The 17396-nt window shown below is 34.6% G+C and carries 15 protein-coding genes; 10 read left to right on the top strand and 5 right to left on the bottom strand.

The genetic code is table 11. From position 1 onward, the window contains the following. Positions 1-15: 15 nt before the first annotated feature. Both ACFFVB_RS11310 and ACFFVB_RS11305 read right to left on the bottom strand, forming a co-directional pair. Complete coding sequence (locus tag ACFFVB_RS11310) at positions 16-687, bottom strand: LytR/AlgR family response regulator transcription factor (RefSeq protein WP_382382892.1); 672 nt, start codon at positions 685-687, stop codon at positions 16-18. Continuing rightward, a complete protein-coding gene (locus ACFFVB_RS11305) occupies positions 680-1705 on the bottom strand; it encodes a sensor histidine kinase (RefSeq protein ID WP_382382890.1) in 1026 nt (341 codons plus the stop codon). Before ACFFVB_RS11305 ends, ACFFVB_RS11310 begins: the two co-directional genes overlap by 8 nt. Positions 1706-1922: 217 nt before the next feature. Here ACFFVB_RS11305 and ACFFVB_RS11300 point away from each other — a divergent pair, with 217 nt between their 5' ends. The 4 genes from ACFFVB_RS11300 (at position 1923) to ACFFVB_RS11285 (ending at position 5708) form a co-directional block, all read left to right on the top strand. Further along, a complete protein-coding gene (locus tag ACFFVB_RS11300) occupies positions 1923-2207 on the top strand; it encodes an EF-hand domain-containing protein (protein ID WP_382382888.1) in 285 nt (94 codons plus the stop codon). Positions 2208-2482: 275 nt separating this feature from the next. Further along, entirely contained in the window at positions 2483-3823 is a 1341-nt protein-coding gene (locus ACFFVB_RS11295) for a DEAD/DEAH box helicase (RefSeq protein WP_382382886.1), read from the top strand. 5 nt (positions 3824-3828) lie between these two features. Next, entirely contained in the window at positions 3829-5142 is a 1314-nt protein-coding gene (locus ACFFVB_RS11290; protein ID WP_382382884.1) for a DEAD/DEAH box helicase, read from the top strand. Positions 5143-5261: 119 nt separating this feature from the next. Continuing rightward, positions 5262-5708 (top strand): KTSC domain-containing protein, encoded by a 447-nt coding sequence (locus ACFFVB_RS11285; protein ID WP_382382883.1) that lies wholly within the window; start codon positions 5262-5264, stop codon positions 5706-5708. A 367-nt stretch (positions 5709-6075) separates the two neighbouring features. Here the strand turns inward: ACFFVB_RS11285 and manD are convergent, their stop codons facing one another. The 3 genes from manD to ACFFVB_RS11270 form a co-directional block, all read right to left on the bottom strand. Further along, positions 6076-7293 (bottom strand): D-mannonate dehydratase ManD, encoded by a 1218-nt coding sequence (gene manD, locus ACFFVB_RS11280; protein WP_382382881.1) that lies wholly within the window; start codon positions 7291-7293, stop codon positions 6076-6078. 131 nt (positions 7294-7424) lie between these two features. Then, entirely contained in the window at positions 7425-9182 is a 1758-nt protein-coding gene (locus ACFFVB_RS11275; RefSeq protein ID WP_382382880.1) for a sodium:solute symporter family transporter, read from the bottom strand. 8 nt (positions 9183-9190) lie between these two features. Further along, complete coding sequence (locus ACFFVB_RS11270) at positions 9191-10327, bottom strand: Gfo/Idh/MocA family protein (RefSeq protein WP_382382879.1); 1137 nt, start codon at positions 10325-10327, stop codon at positions 9191-9193. A 441-nt stretch (positions 10328-10768) separates the two neighbouring features. Between ACFFVB_RS11270 and ACFFVB_RS11265 the strand changes: the two genes are divergently transcribed. The 6 genes from ACFFVB_RS11265 (at position 10769) to ACFFVB_RS11240 (ending at position 17379) form a co-directional block, all read left to right on the top strand. Next, on the top strand, positions 10769-12268 hold the full coding sequence (locus ACFFVB_RS11265; protein WP_382382878.1) for a BCCT family transporter: 1500 nt from the start codon (positions 10769-10771) through the stop codon (positions 12266-12268). Positions 12269-12469: 201 nt separating this feature from the next. Then, complete coding sequence (locus tag ACFFVB_RS11260; RefSeq protein WP_382382877.1) at positions 12470-12763, top strand: putative quinol monooxygenase; 294 nt, start codon at positions 12470-12472, stop codon at positions 12761-12763. A gap of 31 nt (positions 12764-12794) precedes the next feature. Continuing rightward, entirely contained in the window at positions 12795-13589 is a 795-nt protein-coding gene (locus ACFFVB_RS11255; protein WP_382382876.1) for an SDR family NAD(P)-dependent oxidoreductase, read from the top strand. Positions 13590-13611: 22 nt separating this feature from the next. After that, positions 13612-14625, top strand: coding sequence for a zinc-binding alcohol dehydrogenase family protein (locus ACFFVB_RS11250; protein ID WP_382382875.1), 1014 nt, complete (start codon positions 13612-13614; stop codon positions 14623-14625). A gap of 196 nt (positions 14626-14821) precedes the next feature. Continuing rightward, positions 14822-16153: a TolC family protein gene (locus tag ACFFVB_RS11245; RefSeq protein WP_382382873.1), complete on the top strand. Its 1332-nt coding sequence runs from the start codon at positions 14822-14824 to the stop codon at positions 16151-16153. Then, a complete protein-coding gene (locus tag ACFFVB_RS11240; protein ID WP_382383861.1) occupies positions 16153-17379 on the top strand; it encodes an efflux RND transporter periplasmic adaptor subunit in 1227 nt (408 codons plus the stop codon). The genes ACFFVB_RS11245 and ACFFVB_RS11240 overlap by 1 nt, the downstream gene beginning before the upstream one ends. Positions 17380-17396: the final 17 nt, after the last annotated feature.

The raw sequence follows: 17396 nt of genomic DNA, 5'->3' as shown, positions 1-17396 counted from the left end.
CTTATAAATTACTATTTAAAATAAGGTGTTTTTTACCGTATCGTAATACGAATCACTTACTGGAATGGTAGTTGCATTTAAAATTAAGTCTCTTCCTTTTAAGCCAGTCACTTGTAACTTATTTACGATATACGAGCGATGAACGCGTATAAAAAGTGATTTAGGTAAGGATTTTTCAAGTGATTTTAAGGTCTGATAACTCATTATTTTTCGGTTATCAAGATGAAATACGACATATTCGCTATCACTTTCAATATAATTGATATCTACGAGTTTAATTTTATGCAAATCGTATCCTGATTTTACGGTAATAAATTCAGCAATAGGGGATTCAACACTATCTGGTTTCAGCTTATTTACAGCCTTTAAAAAACGCTCGAAAGTAATCGGTTTTAATAAATAATCTAAAGCATTAAGTTCAAATCCTTGTAACGCATATTCGGAATAAGCGGTGGTGAAAATGACTTTTGTTTCGTCAGGAATTAATTTTGCAAAATCTGTCCCTTTCAAATCAGGCATTTGAATATCGAGAAAAATAATATCGATAGCCTTACTTTTTATAAGGGGCATAGCCTCTAAAGGATTTTCAAAACTACCTTCTAATTCCAAAAAATCTAACTTGTTTACATAGCTTTCTAATAAGGCTCTTGCAAGTTCTTCGTCGTCTATTATTATACACTTATACATGTTGTTCTAATTTTAAGGACACACTAAAGGTATTGTTTATTGTGGTAATTTTTAAATCGTGTGCATTCGGATAAATAATAAGTAAACGCTTTTTTACATTTTCTAAACCAATACCACCTAATTCATCTTTGTTAATGGGAGATTCAGGGATGCTGTTTCTAATTTCAAATTGAATGGTATTTGCAGAAGTTTCTAAGTCAATTGTGATAAATGTATCGATTATCTTTTCAATATTAGAATGTTTAAATGCATTTTCTATAAACGGAATTAAAAGCATAGGAGAAACCATAATATTGGGATTCGCTACCTTGAAATTTGTGGTTATCGGATAGGTTTTACTGCTTTTTAGGCGGAATAGTTTGATGTAATTATCGATATAATCCATCTCTTTCTGAAGCGTTACTTGTGGTTGTTCGCATTCATAGAGTACATAACGCAACATATCCGACAGGTAACTAATACTTTGCTGTGTTTTTGTGGTGTCTATGCCTGATAACGCATAAATATTGTTTAATGCATTAAATAAGAAATGCGGATTAATCTGAGATTTTAATAATTTAAGTTCTGTGTTTAAATTTTCGGCTTGACTTTTTATAAGAGCTTCTTCATTTTTCTGATTATGAAATACGACTTCAACAACAACTGCCAATACATAAGCCAAAGCAATAAGTAAAGCTTGGGTTAAATACATTTCTGGAGGCCTGCGTGGTAACGGACCAGGACCAGATTCTCGTGGTCTTGGAAATGGCATTCCATTTTGAGATATAAAAAAAGAGGCTATAAGCGTGACTAATAAGATGGCTAAGATAGAAACACCAATAAACGTGACGTATTTTTTAGTGAATAAAAACTTAGGAGCCGCTACATAAATAAGAAGGAGAATCAACAGTATTTGAGCTATGAAAGCAGAAATATTTTGAAGTAAAAAATGATTGACCCAATCTTGCCCAGACCACAATACAAGCCATATAATTAGAAGTAATCCTATCTGAAAACTAAAGCGTTTTAATTTGTTCATGTGTAATTTTTCTCGTTGCAATTTCTGTAATAAGATACAAATTAAGGTAATTTAAAATGAATGGATAGCTAATTTAAGTCGGATTCTACAGGTGTAAACAGGCTTTTACCTAAGTATTTAACGTATTCACTTAAAAGAGTGTACTACTCATTGAATACCTTAAAAAGGTAAACAAGTAATGCAGAACTTTGTAGTGTAAAATAAATATATAATAATTATGAAAACAAATATTATTAAAACCGTATTAGGAATTGCATTTGTAAGTATTTGCAGTGTTCAATCTATGAGTGCTCAAGATAAAGGCGATAGAAAAGAACCGCCTATAGCTGAAGAATTGATACAGAAAATGGATGCAAATGAAGATGGTAAATTATCTGAAGATGAAATTAAAGGCCCTTTAAAAGAGCATTTTAGTGATATCGATACAGATGAAGATGGATTTCTTACGCTTAAAGAATTGAAAGAAGCACCAAAACCAAAAGGTAAACCTTCTAAAGATTAAATTATAAATACCTCCCAGTATTACGCCTGTTATCAGGTTCAATTAATAGTGTTTAAAGGCTTGTTTTTAATTAAACAGGCCTTTTTTATATTAAAAAATAGCACATTAAGACTACATTAAAGAAGTTGATTTAAGCTATTTTAAAAGGGTAATTCATATAGAAATAGTAATGAAATGAAGTTGATATAGCTACTATTATTACGCTGAAATTCGAATAAATTAAAATTGCCACCATTCCCGAGAAAAGTGTCGTTATCTTTGCCGAAAATTACATTATGTCAAAATCCTTTTCTGAATTAGGAATACAAGAAGCTTTATTACAAAGTTTAACCGATTTAAAGATTACTGTACCTACAGATATTCAAACCAAAACCATTCCGTTAATTTTAAATGAAACTAAAGACGTTGTTGCTTTAGCGAAAACAGGAACAGGTAAAACAGCCGCTTTCGGACTACCTTTATTACAATTAATAGACACAGATAATACCAATATACAAGCGTTAATTTTAGCGCCAACACGAGAATTAGGACAGCAAATATTCGCTAATTTATCAGATTTAGCGTCTCATAGTTCTGAAATTTCTATCGCTTCAGTATGCGGAGGAATCCCTATAAAACCTCAAATAGAACGTTTAAAAACACCAACTCAGATTGTTATAGCAACACCGGGACGTTTGGTCGACCTGGTAAAGCGTAATGCCATAGATATTAAACACATTTCTCATTTTGTTTTAGATGAAGCCGATGAAATGGTAAGTGCACTTAAGGAAGATTTAGATCTTATAATCAAGGAAATTCCGAAATCACGTCGCACATTGTTGTTTACAGCGACTATGCCAGGAACCATAAAGCAACTCATTCAGAACTATATGTCTAAACATGTGGTTCAGGTAGAAGCAGATATGGAAACCGTTGGTCATCAAGGCATCGATCATCAATATATTGTTGTAGAACCTATAGAAAAACTAGAAGTTTTACTTCATTTCTTAAAATCAAAAGAAGGACAACGTGGTATTATTTTCTGTAAAACAAAAGCAGCAGTTAACAAATTAGCTAAAAATTTAGCGATAAATAAATTTTCATCTGGAGCCATTCACGGGAGTTTAACACAAGGTATTCGTGACCGTGTTATGGGGCAATTTAGAGAAGGTTATATCGATCTTTTGGTTGCAACAGATTTGGCTGCACGTGGAATTGATGTAAAAGATGTGGCATTTGTTATTAATTACCATTTACCAGATGTTTACGATACTTATGTACACCGTAGTGGTAGAACCGCTAGAGCAGGAGCAAAGGGCTTATCATTAACTATTCTACAAGAAGAAGAAGTAAAAGATATTGCAGATTTTGAGAATGAATTAGGTATATCTTTTTCTGAACTTAAGAAGGCAGATGCGCAGACTATCGAAGAAAGTAATGCCTTAATTTGGGCAAATAAAATATTTAAAACAAAGCCTAATCGCGATGTTTCTGAAACGTTTAGAAATAAGATTCATACCACGTTTCACCACTTAACAAAAGACGAATTGGTCGATAAAATTTTGGCTCAATACATACTTCAAAACGCAGCAGTTGTTACCAAAGAAGAAACGTCTAAAAAGAAAAAAAACAAATAATTTCAATGGCAAATTTTTTAAAAGAACAACAGGATATTTTAAATAAATTAAATATCAAAGCGTTAAACCCGATGCAGGAAGATGCGCTCTTGGCTATTGAAAACGCAACAAATACCATTATACTTTCTCCAACAGGAACAGGGAAAACCTTAGCATTTTTGTTACCTATAATAAAAATGTTAGATCCTGAAGTGGGCGAAGTACAAGCATTGATTGTAGTCCCAACTCGAGAATTAGCAATTCAAATAGAGCAAGTGATTCGTGAAATGGGAACTGGATTTAAGGTGAATGCTGTGTACGGCGGACGTCCAATGTCTAAGGATAAAATAGAACTTAAACACACACCTGCTATTCTTATTGGAACGCCAGGACGTATTTTAGATCACTTTAGTGCGAATCGTTTTTCTAGAGAATCTATTTTGAATCTGATTTTAGATGAGTTCGATAAATCTTTAGAACAAGGTTTTGAAGAGGAAATGCGTGGTATTTTAACACAGTTGCCAAATATTAACAGACGCGTGTTAACCTCAGCAACTCAAGGCGTGAAAATTCCGAATTTCGTTAATCTACATCAACCCGTAATCATAGATTTTTTAGATGCCAAAGTACCTTCAAAATTAACCATTAAAACGGTAGTGTCTCCAACTCAAGATAAGGAACAAACCCTTATAGATTTATTGCTGCATATCGGAAATAAGCAAGGGATCATCTTTTGTAATCTAAGAGATAGTATCGAAAATGTAAGTGAAGCACTTCGGAAAAAAAGAATCAGTCATTCTTGCTTCTCTGGAGGTATGGAACAAAAAGATCGTGAGCGTGCTTTAATTACCTTTAGAAATGGAACCAGTCAAGTATTATTAGCAACCGATTTGGCTGCTCGTGGTATTGATATTCCTGAATTAGATTTTATTATTCATTATGAATTGCCTCATGCAAAAGAAGAGTTTACACATAGAAACGGAAGGACTGCTCGTGTAAATGCAAAAGGAACCGCTTATGTTTTAAAGTGGAATAATGAACAATTACCAGAATTTATCGAGAAAGGTAAACCGATGGACATCTCTAAGAAAGTGACGTATAAACCTCAGTTTTGGGAGACGTTATTTATTTCTGGCGGACGAAAAGATAAAATTTCGAAAGGAGATATTGCTGGATTATTCTTTAAGCAAGGTGGATTAACAAAAGATCAGTTGGGAGATATAGAACTTAAACAAGATTGCGCCTTCGTTGCTGTACCTAAAAGTATGGCGGACAACTTGGTCTCAACCCTAAATAATTCACGACTTAAAAAGAAAAAAGTTCGTATTTATATATTGTAGATTTAATTTAGAAGTAACCATTTAGTAACCTGCTGATTTATAGTTGTTTTTTATTTACAAAAGATGATGTATACTATAAAATTAAAATGTACTTTTGCGCCTTCAAAAAATAATTGAATATGAAACGCATAACGGAATACAGAAAACTTTTTGAGGTTGATAAAAGCGCTGATTTAAAGACTTTAAAGAAGCAGTATCGCAATCTTGCAAAGGAATGGCATCCAGATAAATTTCAAGCAGGAGATCCGTTAGTGGAAGAAGCTGAAGCTAAAACACGTAAAATTACAGATGGTTACCATTTTTTAGTGAGTATTGCTCCTGAAACTAGAGAAGCCAATAAAGAGGTTTATAACGAAACGATTAATTCTGGTGTTGCAGATTTTCAGTGGAACAGTTTAGTTTTAGAAGTTACTTTTGTAGATGGTGAGACTTACGAATATTTCGGAGTTACAAAACCAGTATATATAAAAATGGTTAATAGTGATAAAATAACTCGTTTTGCAAAACGTAGTATTTTTCCTAAATACACATATAGAAAATCTAAACGTATTGCTGAAACAGCATAATACGTCTGTTTTAAGAATATATTAGATGATATAAAAAAGCACGAATCTCAATAGAGGTTCGTGCTTTTTTATGGGCTAATTCTAGCAATTTATTTTATTGATTGCCTGTAATATGTTATTAAACGCGCGTCATGCTGAACGTGTTTCAGCATCTCACAAGTAGTCAAACTATTTAACTTATGAGATTCTAAGAATGCCACCCCAAACTAAATTTAGGTTAAGGCCGTCAAGCAACATCTATTATGCCCTAATAGGCTGCTAGAGCGGAGTCGAAAGCCTTTTAAACAACTACATTAAGGAAGACGGCAAACTAAGGATTTTTATCCTATTCCTAACTAATTACCGTAATCCTTCAACTATCAACCATCTACCAATTCCACAACGTGCCGTCTTTTAAGCGACTTACAGGTAAATAAGATCGTTTGTATGGATATTGCTCAGCTGCTTTTTCATCAAATTCAACACCTAATCCTGGTGTGTCATTAACAATTAAATGACCATGTTCAAAGGTCATCGGATATTTAAAAACACTGTTTAAAGCTTCGCCTCCAAAACCAATAAATTCTTGTATTCCAAAGTTTGGTGTCCATGAATTTAAATGAGCATGAGCAGCGTGACCTATTGGAGATATATCTGGTGGACCGTGTGGTGCCGTTCTAACATGGTAAAGCGAAGCAAAATCTGCCATGCGTCGCATTGGTGTAATACCTCCTGCATGTGTGGCTGCTGTTCGTAAATAATCTATATACTGATTTTCGATAAGTTCTTTTGCATCCCAAATCGAATTAAAAATTTCACCTACAGCAAGTGGTGTCGTCGTATGTTCACGCACATATTTATAACCCGTTTGGTTTTCGGCAGTCACGCTATCTTCTAAAAATAATAGATTATAAGGTTCAAGCATTTTACCTAATCGTGCAGCTTCAATAGGGGTTAAACGGCTGTGGGTATCATGTAATAAATCGACACTATTACCATATTTTTCTCTCGCTTTCTTAAATAATTCAGGAACAAAATCTAAATAGGCTTTGGTGTCCCAAAGTTGTTCAGGAGGTAAAGGTCTATCGCTTTGTAATTCAAAATAATCCTTTTTACCAGCTAAAGTACCATACGTGCCTTCAAGTCCAGGTATGGCGCATTGCAACCTTACGGCATTATAGCCTTCGGAAATTAAATGGTCTAAATGATGTAAAGTGTCATCGATATCTTGACCATTCGCATGACCGTAAACTCTAATTTTTTCGCGGCTTTTTCCTCCTAATAGGTCGTAAACAGGTAAACCTGCTACTTTTCCCTTAATATCCCAAAGTGCCATGTCTATTCCCGCAATGGCTGTCATGGTTATCGGACCGCGTCTCCAGTAACACCCTTTGTATAAATATTGCCAGATGTCTTCAATTTTATGTGGATCTCTGCCTATTAGACACGGTTTAATATGTTCTTCTAAATACGCAACCACAGCCAGTTCTCGGCCATTTAGTGTGGCATCACCCAAACCAAAAACACCTTCGTCGGTTTCTATTTTTACCGTGACAAAATTACGGCCAGGGTTACTTACAAATATTTTTATATCAACTATTTTCATGTATTCAAACTGTGTTTTTTTATTAATGTGGTATAAACTGTATTTCAAATAGATTTAATACCATTAGTATTTTTCTATAAATTTAAAATATGAATTTTCATTATTCAAGTATTTTGTTGATTGTTTTACCCTTAAGTTATCTTTGAGCTACGCTTTAAAACATAGCCAATTCCTGAGATTATAAGTGAACAGACGGCAAAGATTAGTTTTCCCCATAGCGGATTGGGAATGAGTACCATTAAGAAAATACCAGCACCCATAATCATAACCATAGTGCCTAACTTATTCCGTTGTTGTTGATCAAATTTATCTTGGTCGTCTGCCGCAATAACAGGGGTTTCAAATAATTTGAAAAAGTGTTCTGTTTCTAGTTTATTATCATCTTTAGCTTCTTTGTAGAATAATGAGGTTAAGCAGAAAAAGCCTCCGGTTATAAATACGTGTGCACCTAGTGTTAGTATTAAATTCATATCTGTGTCTTCTCTTGCTGTAAAGTCAGGGATTCCAATCCAACCCGCAAAGACATTTGGAGTAATCACACTCGTCATTAACCAAGAGATACATAGCCCAAGGATAACGGTTGCCCAAGGTGCCCATTTTGGTGTTTTTTTTATAAAAAGACCTAGAAGAAGTGGTATTAATAAGGGGACTTGAATCATGGCTGAAAGTGACATCATTAAATCAAAAAGACTATACCCTTTAAGGGATTTAAAGAATAAAGCCATAGCAATAACTAAAATACCACTGATAAAACTCAAGACCATACTCAGGCGTAATAGTTTTTTATCGTCTACTTCTTTTCCTCTTTTTCTTAAAAAAGGCTGATAAATACTACGTACAAGAATACCTGTGTTTTTGTTTAAGGCAGAATCCATAGACGACATGGTCGCCGCAAATAATCCGGCTAGTAATAAACCGACTGTTCCTACGGGCATTACATTCCGCGTAAATATTAAGTAAATCGCATCTCCAGCTTTGCTTCCTAATTCTGGATAGGCTGAAGCCGCATCTGGATATAAAATGGCCGATGCCCAGGGTGGAATAAACCAAATAATACTCCCCAATCCCATAAGAATCATAGCTAATAAAGATGCTTTTTTAGCATTTTTAGAATCTTTAGCATTTAAGAAACGAAAGGCGTCGTGCATATTCATTATGGTAATTAATTGCTTGGCTAAGAAGAACACAAAGGTTCCTACTAATATGAGTCCATAATTCATGTCTGGACCCATAATAAAATCTGAAGGGTATTTAGACACCAGTTCCACCGGTCCGCCCACTTTAACTAAGGCGACAACAGCGCAAGCAATAGAAATGACAGCAACCACTAAGGTTTGCATAAAATCGGATGCTACAACGCCCCATGCACCGGATAGTACAGACACAAAAACGACGGTTAATCCCGTTACTATTATTGTGGTGCCAATATCTGCATCGAAAACTGCACTAGTAAAGACACCAAGTGCATTAAGCCAAATACCTGCATTTATTAAAGTAAATACAATAAGGGCCCAGGAGAAAAATTTTTCATTTTGTAGTCCAAATCTACCTTTTATAGCTTCTGTTGGCGTGTCTACTCGCATTTGCCTGAAGCGTTGTGCAAAATATGCCCATCCACAGAAGTAAGCAAAGGTGTTGGCTAAAAACACCAAACAAACTGTAAATCCATCAGTAAACGCTTTTCCTGCGGCACCAGTAAAGGTCCAAGCAGAAAATTGCATCATAAACGCAGTAGATCCGACCATCCACCACAACATTTTTCCACCACCGCGAAAGTAATCACTAGTAGATTTACTAGCCATGTTTTTAAATGTAAAACCAATCCCAATAATAAGTAAAAAGTACCCAGCAATAACCAAGTACTCGTAAGTCATAGCGTTATTCTCCATAACTTATCTTATTGAAGTTGACTAACATCTGTCCAATTGTTATTCTCTCTAATTAAATCGATAAGTTGTTGGTATAGGCTTCCTTCTTTAAAGGATTGATATGGTTTAAATTCTTCCCCTTTTATATCTTTTGTAAATTCTCTAGCTAAATATTGCCAATTACGTTCTGTATCTCCTTCTACTTTTGGTTGATCATCTATTATGGATTGTGGTAAAGGTAGTTCCTTCCATGTTTTATCCTCGTATATATAAAGTGGTCCCATGCCATAGTGCCCTTTTATATAAATGGCTCCTTTTGTACCGTAGAATACTATATGATCTTCATTAAACCTAGGGTTTAGTCCGCCGTGTTTGAATAAAACCGAAACTGGTTTTGTAGCAAATGCACTTTCTAATTTAGCCATTACAGTATACGACCATTCTACATTACTATCTCCCCATTTCAGGTTAGGATCGTTTAGGTTTTTTGGAATATGATCTCTTCTGGTTTTAAAATTATGCACGCCATCTACTATAGGTGCTTTTCCAAGATCGTCGCGTACTTCACCGATTAATTGCAGTATATTTTCTCCAATTACAGATGTTGCAATAGACATCATATGCGTGAAATTATTGTTTAAGCGTCCGCCACCATCTTCCTTTCTATGAGACCATCCAAAAGGGATTTCACGTTCTAAATTAAAATGAGATATAAATTCAGCTTCAGTAGGCTCTCCAATAACCCCTTCTGCAACTAATTGTTTGGCATGAATAATACATGGCATATAGCGAAAACTCGAAGCGAATGCCGTTTTTACATTTTTTTCTTTGGCTAGTTCATACAACTTTCTGGCTAAGTCACCATCTACTGTTAAAGGTTTATCGCTAAACACATGACAACCAAATGCGATTGCTTGAGTTATTGTTTCGTAGTGTGCACCTCCAGGAGTTGCAATTGAAACAATATCTGGCTGACAATCTTTAAGAGCTTGTTGCCAATCTGTCCCGAAGTAGGGGATATTCATTTTCTTTGCGACGTCTTTGACAACACTTGGTGTTCTTCCAACAATTCCTACCACCTCGGCACCAACGTCACGAAAGGCGTCCGTATGACCTTGTCCTGCAAATCCGGTTCCAGAGACTAAGACTTTTAATGTATTACTCATAAGTTAATGTTTGTTTATTGTCAATTTAATAGAGCGTTAATTTAATAAAATATAAACTGGTAAACCAATTTTGGAGGTAAACATTCCAAATGATTTTCAGCTAAAGAATCTGAATAAAAGAAGTGCCTTGTGCCATAGGGTAACTAATGTTTATTTTGGAATTATAAAATCAAGTTCTTTTAAGAAGAGGGTAATAATGAAAAAATAAATTGTTTTCTGAAACCTTAGATTATTTATATTCATATTTAAATAATTAGAAACTTTTTTTGATTCTGATACTTATCGCTATTTGGAGAATGGCTTAAGCTAAATCAAACATGACCTTCTTTATTTTATTTGCACCTTATATACTGTAAAACCTTGGCTATATAATTGGCGTAAATCAATTTGAATTTTGAGTATTAAAACAATTGCCTATTTTTAATAAAAAAATAATCAAGTTTGATCATTAAGTCTTTACAAAAACATGCCGTCTTAATCGCTTCCATTGGAATCATATTTATCTGCACATTAATCGTTTTTTTTGCTACAGAATCCAGTTATAACGCTATTGAGCAAGCCTCGTTATGGGTTAGAAATTACTTCGGATATTTTTATCTGTATCTCGGTTTAGGATGTGTACTTTTATTATTGGGTGTGGCTATTTCTCGGCTAGGTACTATAAAATTAGGAAAGCCTGATACTAAACCCGAACATTCTCTTTGGGCATGGACAGCCATGTTATATAGTGCAGGAATGGGCTCTGGTATTTTGTTACGTGCCGTTCAAGAACCTGTATTTATGCAACAACATCCGCCATATGCTTCTGGTTTATCAGCAGAAACATTAGCCTTAGAGTATACCTTTTATCAATGGGGCTTAACCGCTTGGGCCTTTTATGGCCTTTTTGCAATGGTTGTGGGATATGCACTTTATGTAAAACGTAAACATGTACGTATTAGCGCCACGATAGAAGATGAAATACAAAGTAATACAATAAGAAAATCGGTAGATGTGATTACTATTATCACTACCGTTTTCGGACTCGTAGCTGCAATTGGTTTAGGAACGACTCAAATTAAAGGCGGATTAAATCATGTTTTTAAAACAGATTTAGGATTGACAACAATACTAGTATTGTGTATCGGAATTTCGTGTATTGCATGTTATTCTGCGTGGCAAGGTGTAAATAAAGGTATCAAGTTATTTTCTAAATTAAACATTATAATCACACTATTCATTCTGCTTTTTGTGTTTGTAACGAGCGATATGTTGGCGATTCTTAATGCCTTTGCAGAAAGTACGTTTCACTATATTATCGATTTTATTCCTATGAGTCTGGCTTTAGGCGATTATAATCCTGGAATCACCTTTTTAACAGACTGGACCTTTTATTATTGGGCATTTTGGTTGGCCTGGGCACCTTTTACAGGCATCTTTATTGCACGAATCTCTAAAGGGCGCACATTGCGCCAATTGTTGCTGGGGGTTTTAATTATTCCATCTTTGGGAACCTTCTTTTGGTTTTCTGTATTTGGTACATCGGCATTTCAGCTAATTGCAGGTATGGAGACCTATTCTAACGAATTTGGAAATGTATTCTCTTCCATTTTTGTGTTCTTCCAACATTACCCATTTGCGGCTGTCCTAAATCTAACAACCATTTTATTACTCATTAGTTTTTTAGTAACTTCTGTAGATTCAGCGGTTTTTGTACTGAGTATGTTCACCGATAATGGGTCTAAAGATCCGAATAAAAAACATCGTGTTATTTGGTCTGTTTTTATATTATTAGCCACCATCGCTTTAGTGCTTCTGGGGAATGTAAAACCCGATATTGATGTCTTGGGAACGGTGTCAAAATTACTTATTATAACTTCTCTACCGTTTGCTTTTTTTATCCTCATCATGATTGTCGTCTTTTTAAAAGATGTTATAAAACTGAAGAAATCCATTTCATAGTGAATAAAATTTAAGACCGATTTAAGTTTTAAAAGGTTCCGTGTGGATGAAATTACTTGTAAATTTATAGCTATAAAAATTAGATTGTCGAGAGCTCTAGTTAAGATAGACGTTAATCAATTTCATTATAAATGATTAGTCTCTTTTCTGTCAAAATTATAAGTATTACGACAATTACTTTCTAATAGTAAAATATATATCATGAAAAATCAATTAACAATAGTCGCTACAATTATCGCGAAAACAGAAAACACTGAATTTGTAAAAGCAGAACTTCTAAAACTAGTAGAGGCTTCTCTAAACGATAAAGGGTGCATTAATTACAATTTACTTCAAGATAATACAGATTTAAATAGCTTTGTGGTTTATGAAAATTGGGATGATGAAGATGCGCTTACAGGGCACTTAAATACAATTCATTTTAAGGCGTTTACAGAAGCAACAGAAGGTAAGCTCAATGCGTTTACCGTTAATAAAATGACGATGCTTTCTTAATGTTAGAAGTAGATTTTAAAAAACAAGAAAAATGGATTTAAAGCTTAAAGATAAAGTCGTATTTATAAGTGGTTCTACGGCAGGAATAGGTTATGCCACTGCAGAGCGTTTTTTAACTGAAGGTGCCACTGTTGTTATTAACGGAAGAAATCAAGATCGTGTAGACGATGCGGTTAATAGTCTGAAATCTAAAATAGAAAGTGCAAATGTATCTGGAATTGCTGCAGATTTTTCTAAATCAGATGAAATTGATGCGTTACTAGAACAACTTCCAGAGGTAGACATTCTAATAAACAACACCGGGATTTTCGAACCGATGCCTTTTGAAGATATTAGCGATGCAGATTGGTTGCGGTTTTTTGAAGTAAATGTTATGAGCGGTATTCGTTTGTCTAGACATTACTTTCCTAAAATGTTAGCTAAAAACTGGGGACGAGTTATTTTTATATCGAGTGAATCTGCCGTTTTTATTCCCGAAGAAATGATTCATTACGGGATGACTAAAACAGCACAATTAGCGGTGAGTAGAGGTTTGGCTGAATTAACGAAAGGGACAAATGTAACGGTGAATTCAATTTTACCTGGGCCAACAAAATCTAAAGGTATCAGTCAGTTTATTGAAGATTTATCGAAATCTGAAAACAAATCTATAGATGAAGTAGAAAAAGACTTCTTTAAAGAGCAACGCCCAACGTCTCTTATTAGTCGTTTTGCAGAAGTAGAAGAAGTTGCCAATACTATTGTCTATTATTCTAGTCCGTTGGCATCTGCCACTAATGGCGCATCTATTCGTGTAGAAGGTGGACTGATCAAATCTATTTTATAATTAGAATTAAAAACGCATCCAAATGAAAGCCATCGGATTTAAACAATCATTACCCATAACAGAAACAAATAGTTTTATCGCTTTCGACACGGAGAAACCAGCACCAAAAGCATACGAATTATTGGTAAAAATAAAAGCGATTTCTGTAAATCCAGTCGATTTTAAAGTCAGACAAAATGCCGCAAAAGATACAACTTTAGAGACTCCAAAAATTATTGGGTGGGATGCCTCTGGAGTGGTAGAAGCTGTAGGAGATAAAACGTCTAAATTTAAAGTTGGAGATCAGGTATATTATGCTGGAGATATTACTAAAGACGGCTGTAATGCAGAATATCAAGTTGTTGATGAACGTATTGTTGGAAAGAAACCAAAATCGCTTACTCATGCTCAAGCGGCCGCAATGCCACTCACAACCTTAACGGCTTACGAATCTCTTTTCGATCGCATAAAAATTGATCCTGAAAGGGATAAAGCTAAAACCGTTTTAATATTGGCAGGTGCCGGAGGAGTAGGTTCGATCGCGATTCAATTGGCTAAAAAGTTAACCAATCTTACGGTAATTGCAACAGCATCTCGAGAAGATTCAATACAATGGTGTAAGGATTTAGGAGCCGATTTTGTGGTGAATCACCATCGTTTAAAAGAAGAATTACAGAACATTGGTCATCCTGAAGTGAACTATATTTTAGATTTCGTCGATTTGGAAGGCTATTGGGAATTAGCTTCCGAAATTATAAAATCTCAAGGACATATTGTTTCTATAACGGGGAGTTCTAAACCCTTAGATTTAAATCTACTCAAAAATAAGAGTGTGACGTTTTCTTACGAGTTTATGTATACACGTTCAATGTACACTACAGAAGATATAGAAAAGCAACACGAGATATTGAATACAATAGCCGATTTGCTAGATGCTGGAACTCTGAAATCTACATTAACAACCACGCTTAAAGGTTTTACTGTAGACAATTTAAAGGAAGCACATCGCATGCAAGAATCAGGTAAAAGTATCGGTAAAACGGTGATTGCGTTTTAATTCATCTATATAATTTAAAGTATCAAAAAAGCTCTAGTTCGTCTAGGGCTTTTTTGTTTTTATCCAGTTCTTAAAAAATCTCATCGTTAAAATAACCGTTTTCGTATAGAGAAAAGGGGCAAACTTCTATTGCCTTTTATATAGAGACGATAGAATCTCACCTTTGAAGTGTTAATTGATAAACACATTCAAAACAATGAAAATAATTTCACACATATTTTGCTTTTTCTTTGTGATTATAGCTTCGGCTCAAACCAACGATTCTACTACAGAACCAAAAATATGGTCGTTAGAAGATTGTATTACGTATGCCGTAGAAAATAACATCACGGTTAAAGATGCGGGTTTAGGTAAAGACATATCTGAAGTAAATTACGATAAAGCAAAATCGGCGCGTTTACCAAATTTATTTGGTAGTGCTTCTCAGAATTTTTCCAATGGAAATACCATTGATCCGATTACTAGTGACTATGTTACCGATCAGATTTACTCATCTAACTTGGGATTTACAAGTGCGATGACTCTGTATCAAGGGAGTCAGTTAACCAATCAGATCAAACAAAACAAATTAATTCTCGATCAAAATGAGTTTTTAATTGAAGAAGCTAAGAATAACATCATCGTTAGTATTTTAGAAAATTACCTTCAAATTTTATTCACTAAAGAGGATATCGTTATTGCTGAAAATAATTTAGAAGCTTCAGAAAAAGAAGTCATTCGTTCTAAAGCACGCCTAGACGCGGGTACAATTGCACTTAACGATTATACCGAAGCACAATCGCAAGCAGCAACTAATAAGTACAATGTTATTACGGCAAAAAACAATTATCATCAATACATAATTGCCCTAAAACAATTGTTAGAATTAGGACCGTTAGACACCATTGAAGTGGAGTCTATAGCAGAAGATATGGAGCTAGTTAATCTTGAAATGGATAAAATGAATATCTATTACAAAGCATTAAATGTGTTGCCAGAAATGAATACTAGCAAGTTAGACATTGCTATAAATGAAAAGGAATTAGATATTGCCAAAGGTGCTTATATGCCAACCTTGTCTTTAATAGGAAGTGCGGGTTCTGGATATACAAGTATTTCTGATATCAATTTTTCAGATCAGATGAATGTGAATTTTAATCAGAAAGTCGGGTTGAATTTATCGATTCCGATTTTCAATAGAAACGAAACAAAATCTGCAGTAAAAATAGCAGAGATAAATATTGAACGGGCTGAAATTCAGAAGCAATCTACAGAAAAGGAAATCTTTAAGAAAGTAGAAACGGCCTATCAAAACGGATTGTCGGCTCAAGAACAACTTATGGCTGCAGAAGCTTCGCAGGAAGCGGCATTGCAATCGTACACTTTAGCTAAAACCAAATACGAATTAGGCGATTTAAGTACTACAGATTTAATCATTAATCAGAATACGTACACTACTGCCCAACAGAATTATATTCAAGCTAAATATTTAAACATTTTATACCACCAATTACTTCAATTTTATCAAGGAAACGACATTAAACTATAATCAACATGAAAACGAAAAAAAATATAATTATAATCAGTATTGTCATCATTGCACTTGCAGTAGTCGCCTATATATTTATGAGTAAAGAGGATACTAATGTAATTGCAGCACAAACAATAGCTGTACAGAAAGGAAGTGTAACCACTATGGTTACTGCAACAGGGACTATAGAGCCTATTACACAAGTAGAAGTGGGGACGCAAGTTTCTGGTGTGGTCGAAAGAATATATGTCGATTATAATAGCGAAGTTAAAGAAGGACAGCTTATTGCTGAATTGGATAAAACCAATTTAAAAGCTGAAACTACACAAGCGCAAGCAGCTTATGATAATGCTGTGACGCAACGTAATTATATGAAAACTATTTTTGACAGACAAAATACTTTGTACTCAAAACAAGTGATTAGTAAATCGGATTTCGATGACGCTGTTTTTAACTACGAAACTGCTAAAAGTACGGCCATTCAGCGATTATCCGACTTACAGAAGTCGAGAACAAATTTAGAATATGCCAATATTTACTCGCCAATAGATGGAGTCGTATTATCTAGAGACATAGACGAAGGACAAACAGTAGCGGCAAGTTTAAGCACACCAACGTTATTTACCATTGCAAAAGATTTAAAAGAAATGCAAGTAGAAGCCGATGTCGATGAAGCTGATATAGGAGAAGTGGAAGTAGGGCAACGTGTAACCTTCACTGTAGATGCTTACCTTGGAGAAACTTTTGAAGGTGTTGTTACGCAAGTTCGTTTGGCGCCTACAGTTACTTCTAACGTTGTAACATACACCGTAGTAATTAAAGCCGATAATCCAGATTTAAAACTAAAACCAGGATTAACAGCAACCATTTCTATATATACTTTAGAGTTGAATGATGTATTAACTACCGAAGCTAAAGCTATAAACTTTCGTCCAGAATTAGCTGCTTTAGAAGCCTATAATACACAACATAATTTTACTGTTACAAAACCAAATACTGGCGAAAGACAAAACACTAAAAAAGAAAAAGCTACTAAGGTTTGGGTAGAATCTCCAGACGGTTCAATACAACCACAATCTGTAACAATTGGTGCTAGCGATGGTGTAAATGTTCAAATATTAAGTGGTCTTAATGAAGGGGATAAAGTACTATATGCTTTAAAAGCCGATGCAGGTGTAAAATCCTCTAGAGACGGAGGCACAAGCGGAAGTCCATTTATGCCATCCAAACCAGGAAGAAAATAATAAAACCCAAAAGCATC

Origin of the sequence: Formosa undariae, from assembly GCF_042427615.1 — a bacterium.
GTDB lineage: Bacteria > Bacteroidota > Bacteroidia > Flavobacteriales > Flavobacteriaceae > Formosa > Formosa undariae.
This window is presented reverse-complemented; position numbering and strand designations above follow the sequence as displayed.

Bases quoted from the DNA above. Each gene is read 5' to 3' on its own strand.
- ACFFVB_RS11310 (WP_382382892.1), bottom strand. From the start codon at position 687: ATGTATAAGTGTATAATAATAGACGACGAAGAACTTGCAAGAGCCTTA.
- ACFFVB_RS11305 (WP_382382890.1), bottom strand. From the start codon at position 1,705: ATGAACAAATTAAAACGCTTTAGTTTTCAGATAGGATTACTTCTAATT.
- ACFFVB_RS11300 (WP_382382888.1), top strand. From the start codon at position 1,923: ATGAAAACAAATATTATTAAAACCGTATTAGGAATTGCATTTGTAAGT.
- ACFFVB_RS11295 (WP_382382886.1), top strand. From the start codon at position 2,483: ATGTCAAAATCCTTTTCTGAATTAGGAATACAAGAAGCTTTATTACAA.
- ACFFVB_RS11290 (WP_382382884.1), top strand. From the start codon at position 3,829: ATGGCAAATTTTTTAAAAGAACAACAGGATATTTTAAATAAATTAAAT.
- ACFFVB_RS11285 (WP_382382883.1), top strand. From the start codon at position 5,262: ATGAAACGCATAACGGAATACAGAAAACTTTTTGAGGTTGATAAAAGC.
- manD (WP_382382881.1), bottom strand. From the start codon at position 7,293: ATGAAAATAGTTGATATAAAAATATTTGTAAGTAACCCTGGCCGTAAT.
- ACFFVB_RS11275 (WP_382382880.1), bottom strand. From the start codon at position 9,182: ATGGAGAATAACGCTATGACTTACGAGTACTTGGTTATTGCTGGGTAC.
- ACFFVB_RS11270 (WP_382382879.1), bottom strand. From the start codon at position 10,327: ATGAGTAATACATTAAAAGTCTTAGTCTCTGGAACCGGATTTGCAGGA.
- ACFFVB_RS11260 (WP_382382877.1), top strand. From the start codon at position 12,470: ATGAAAAATCAATTAACAATAGTCGCTACAATTATCGCGAAAACAGAA.
- ACFFVB_RS11255 (WP_382382876.1), top strand. From the start codon at position 12,795: ATGGATTTAAAGCTTAAAGATAAAGTCGTATTTATAAGTGGTTCTACG.
- ACFFVB_RS11250 (WP_382382875.1), top strand. From the start codon at position 13,612: ATGAAAGCCATCGGATTTAAACAATCATTACCCATAACAGAAACAAAT.
- ACFFVB_RS11245 (WP_382382873.1), top strand. From the start codon at position 14,822: ATGAAAATAATTTCACACATATTTTGCTTTTTCTTTGTGATTATAGCT.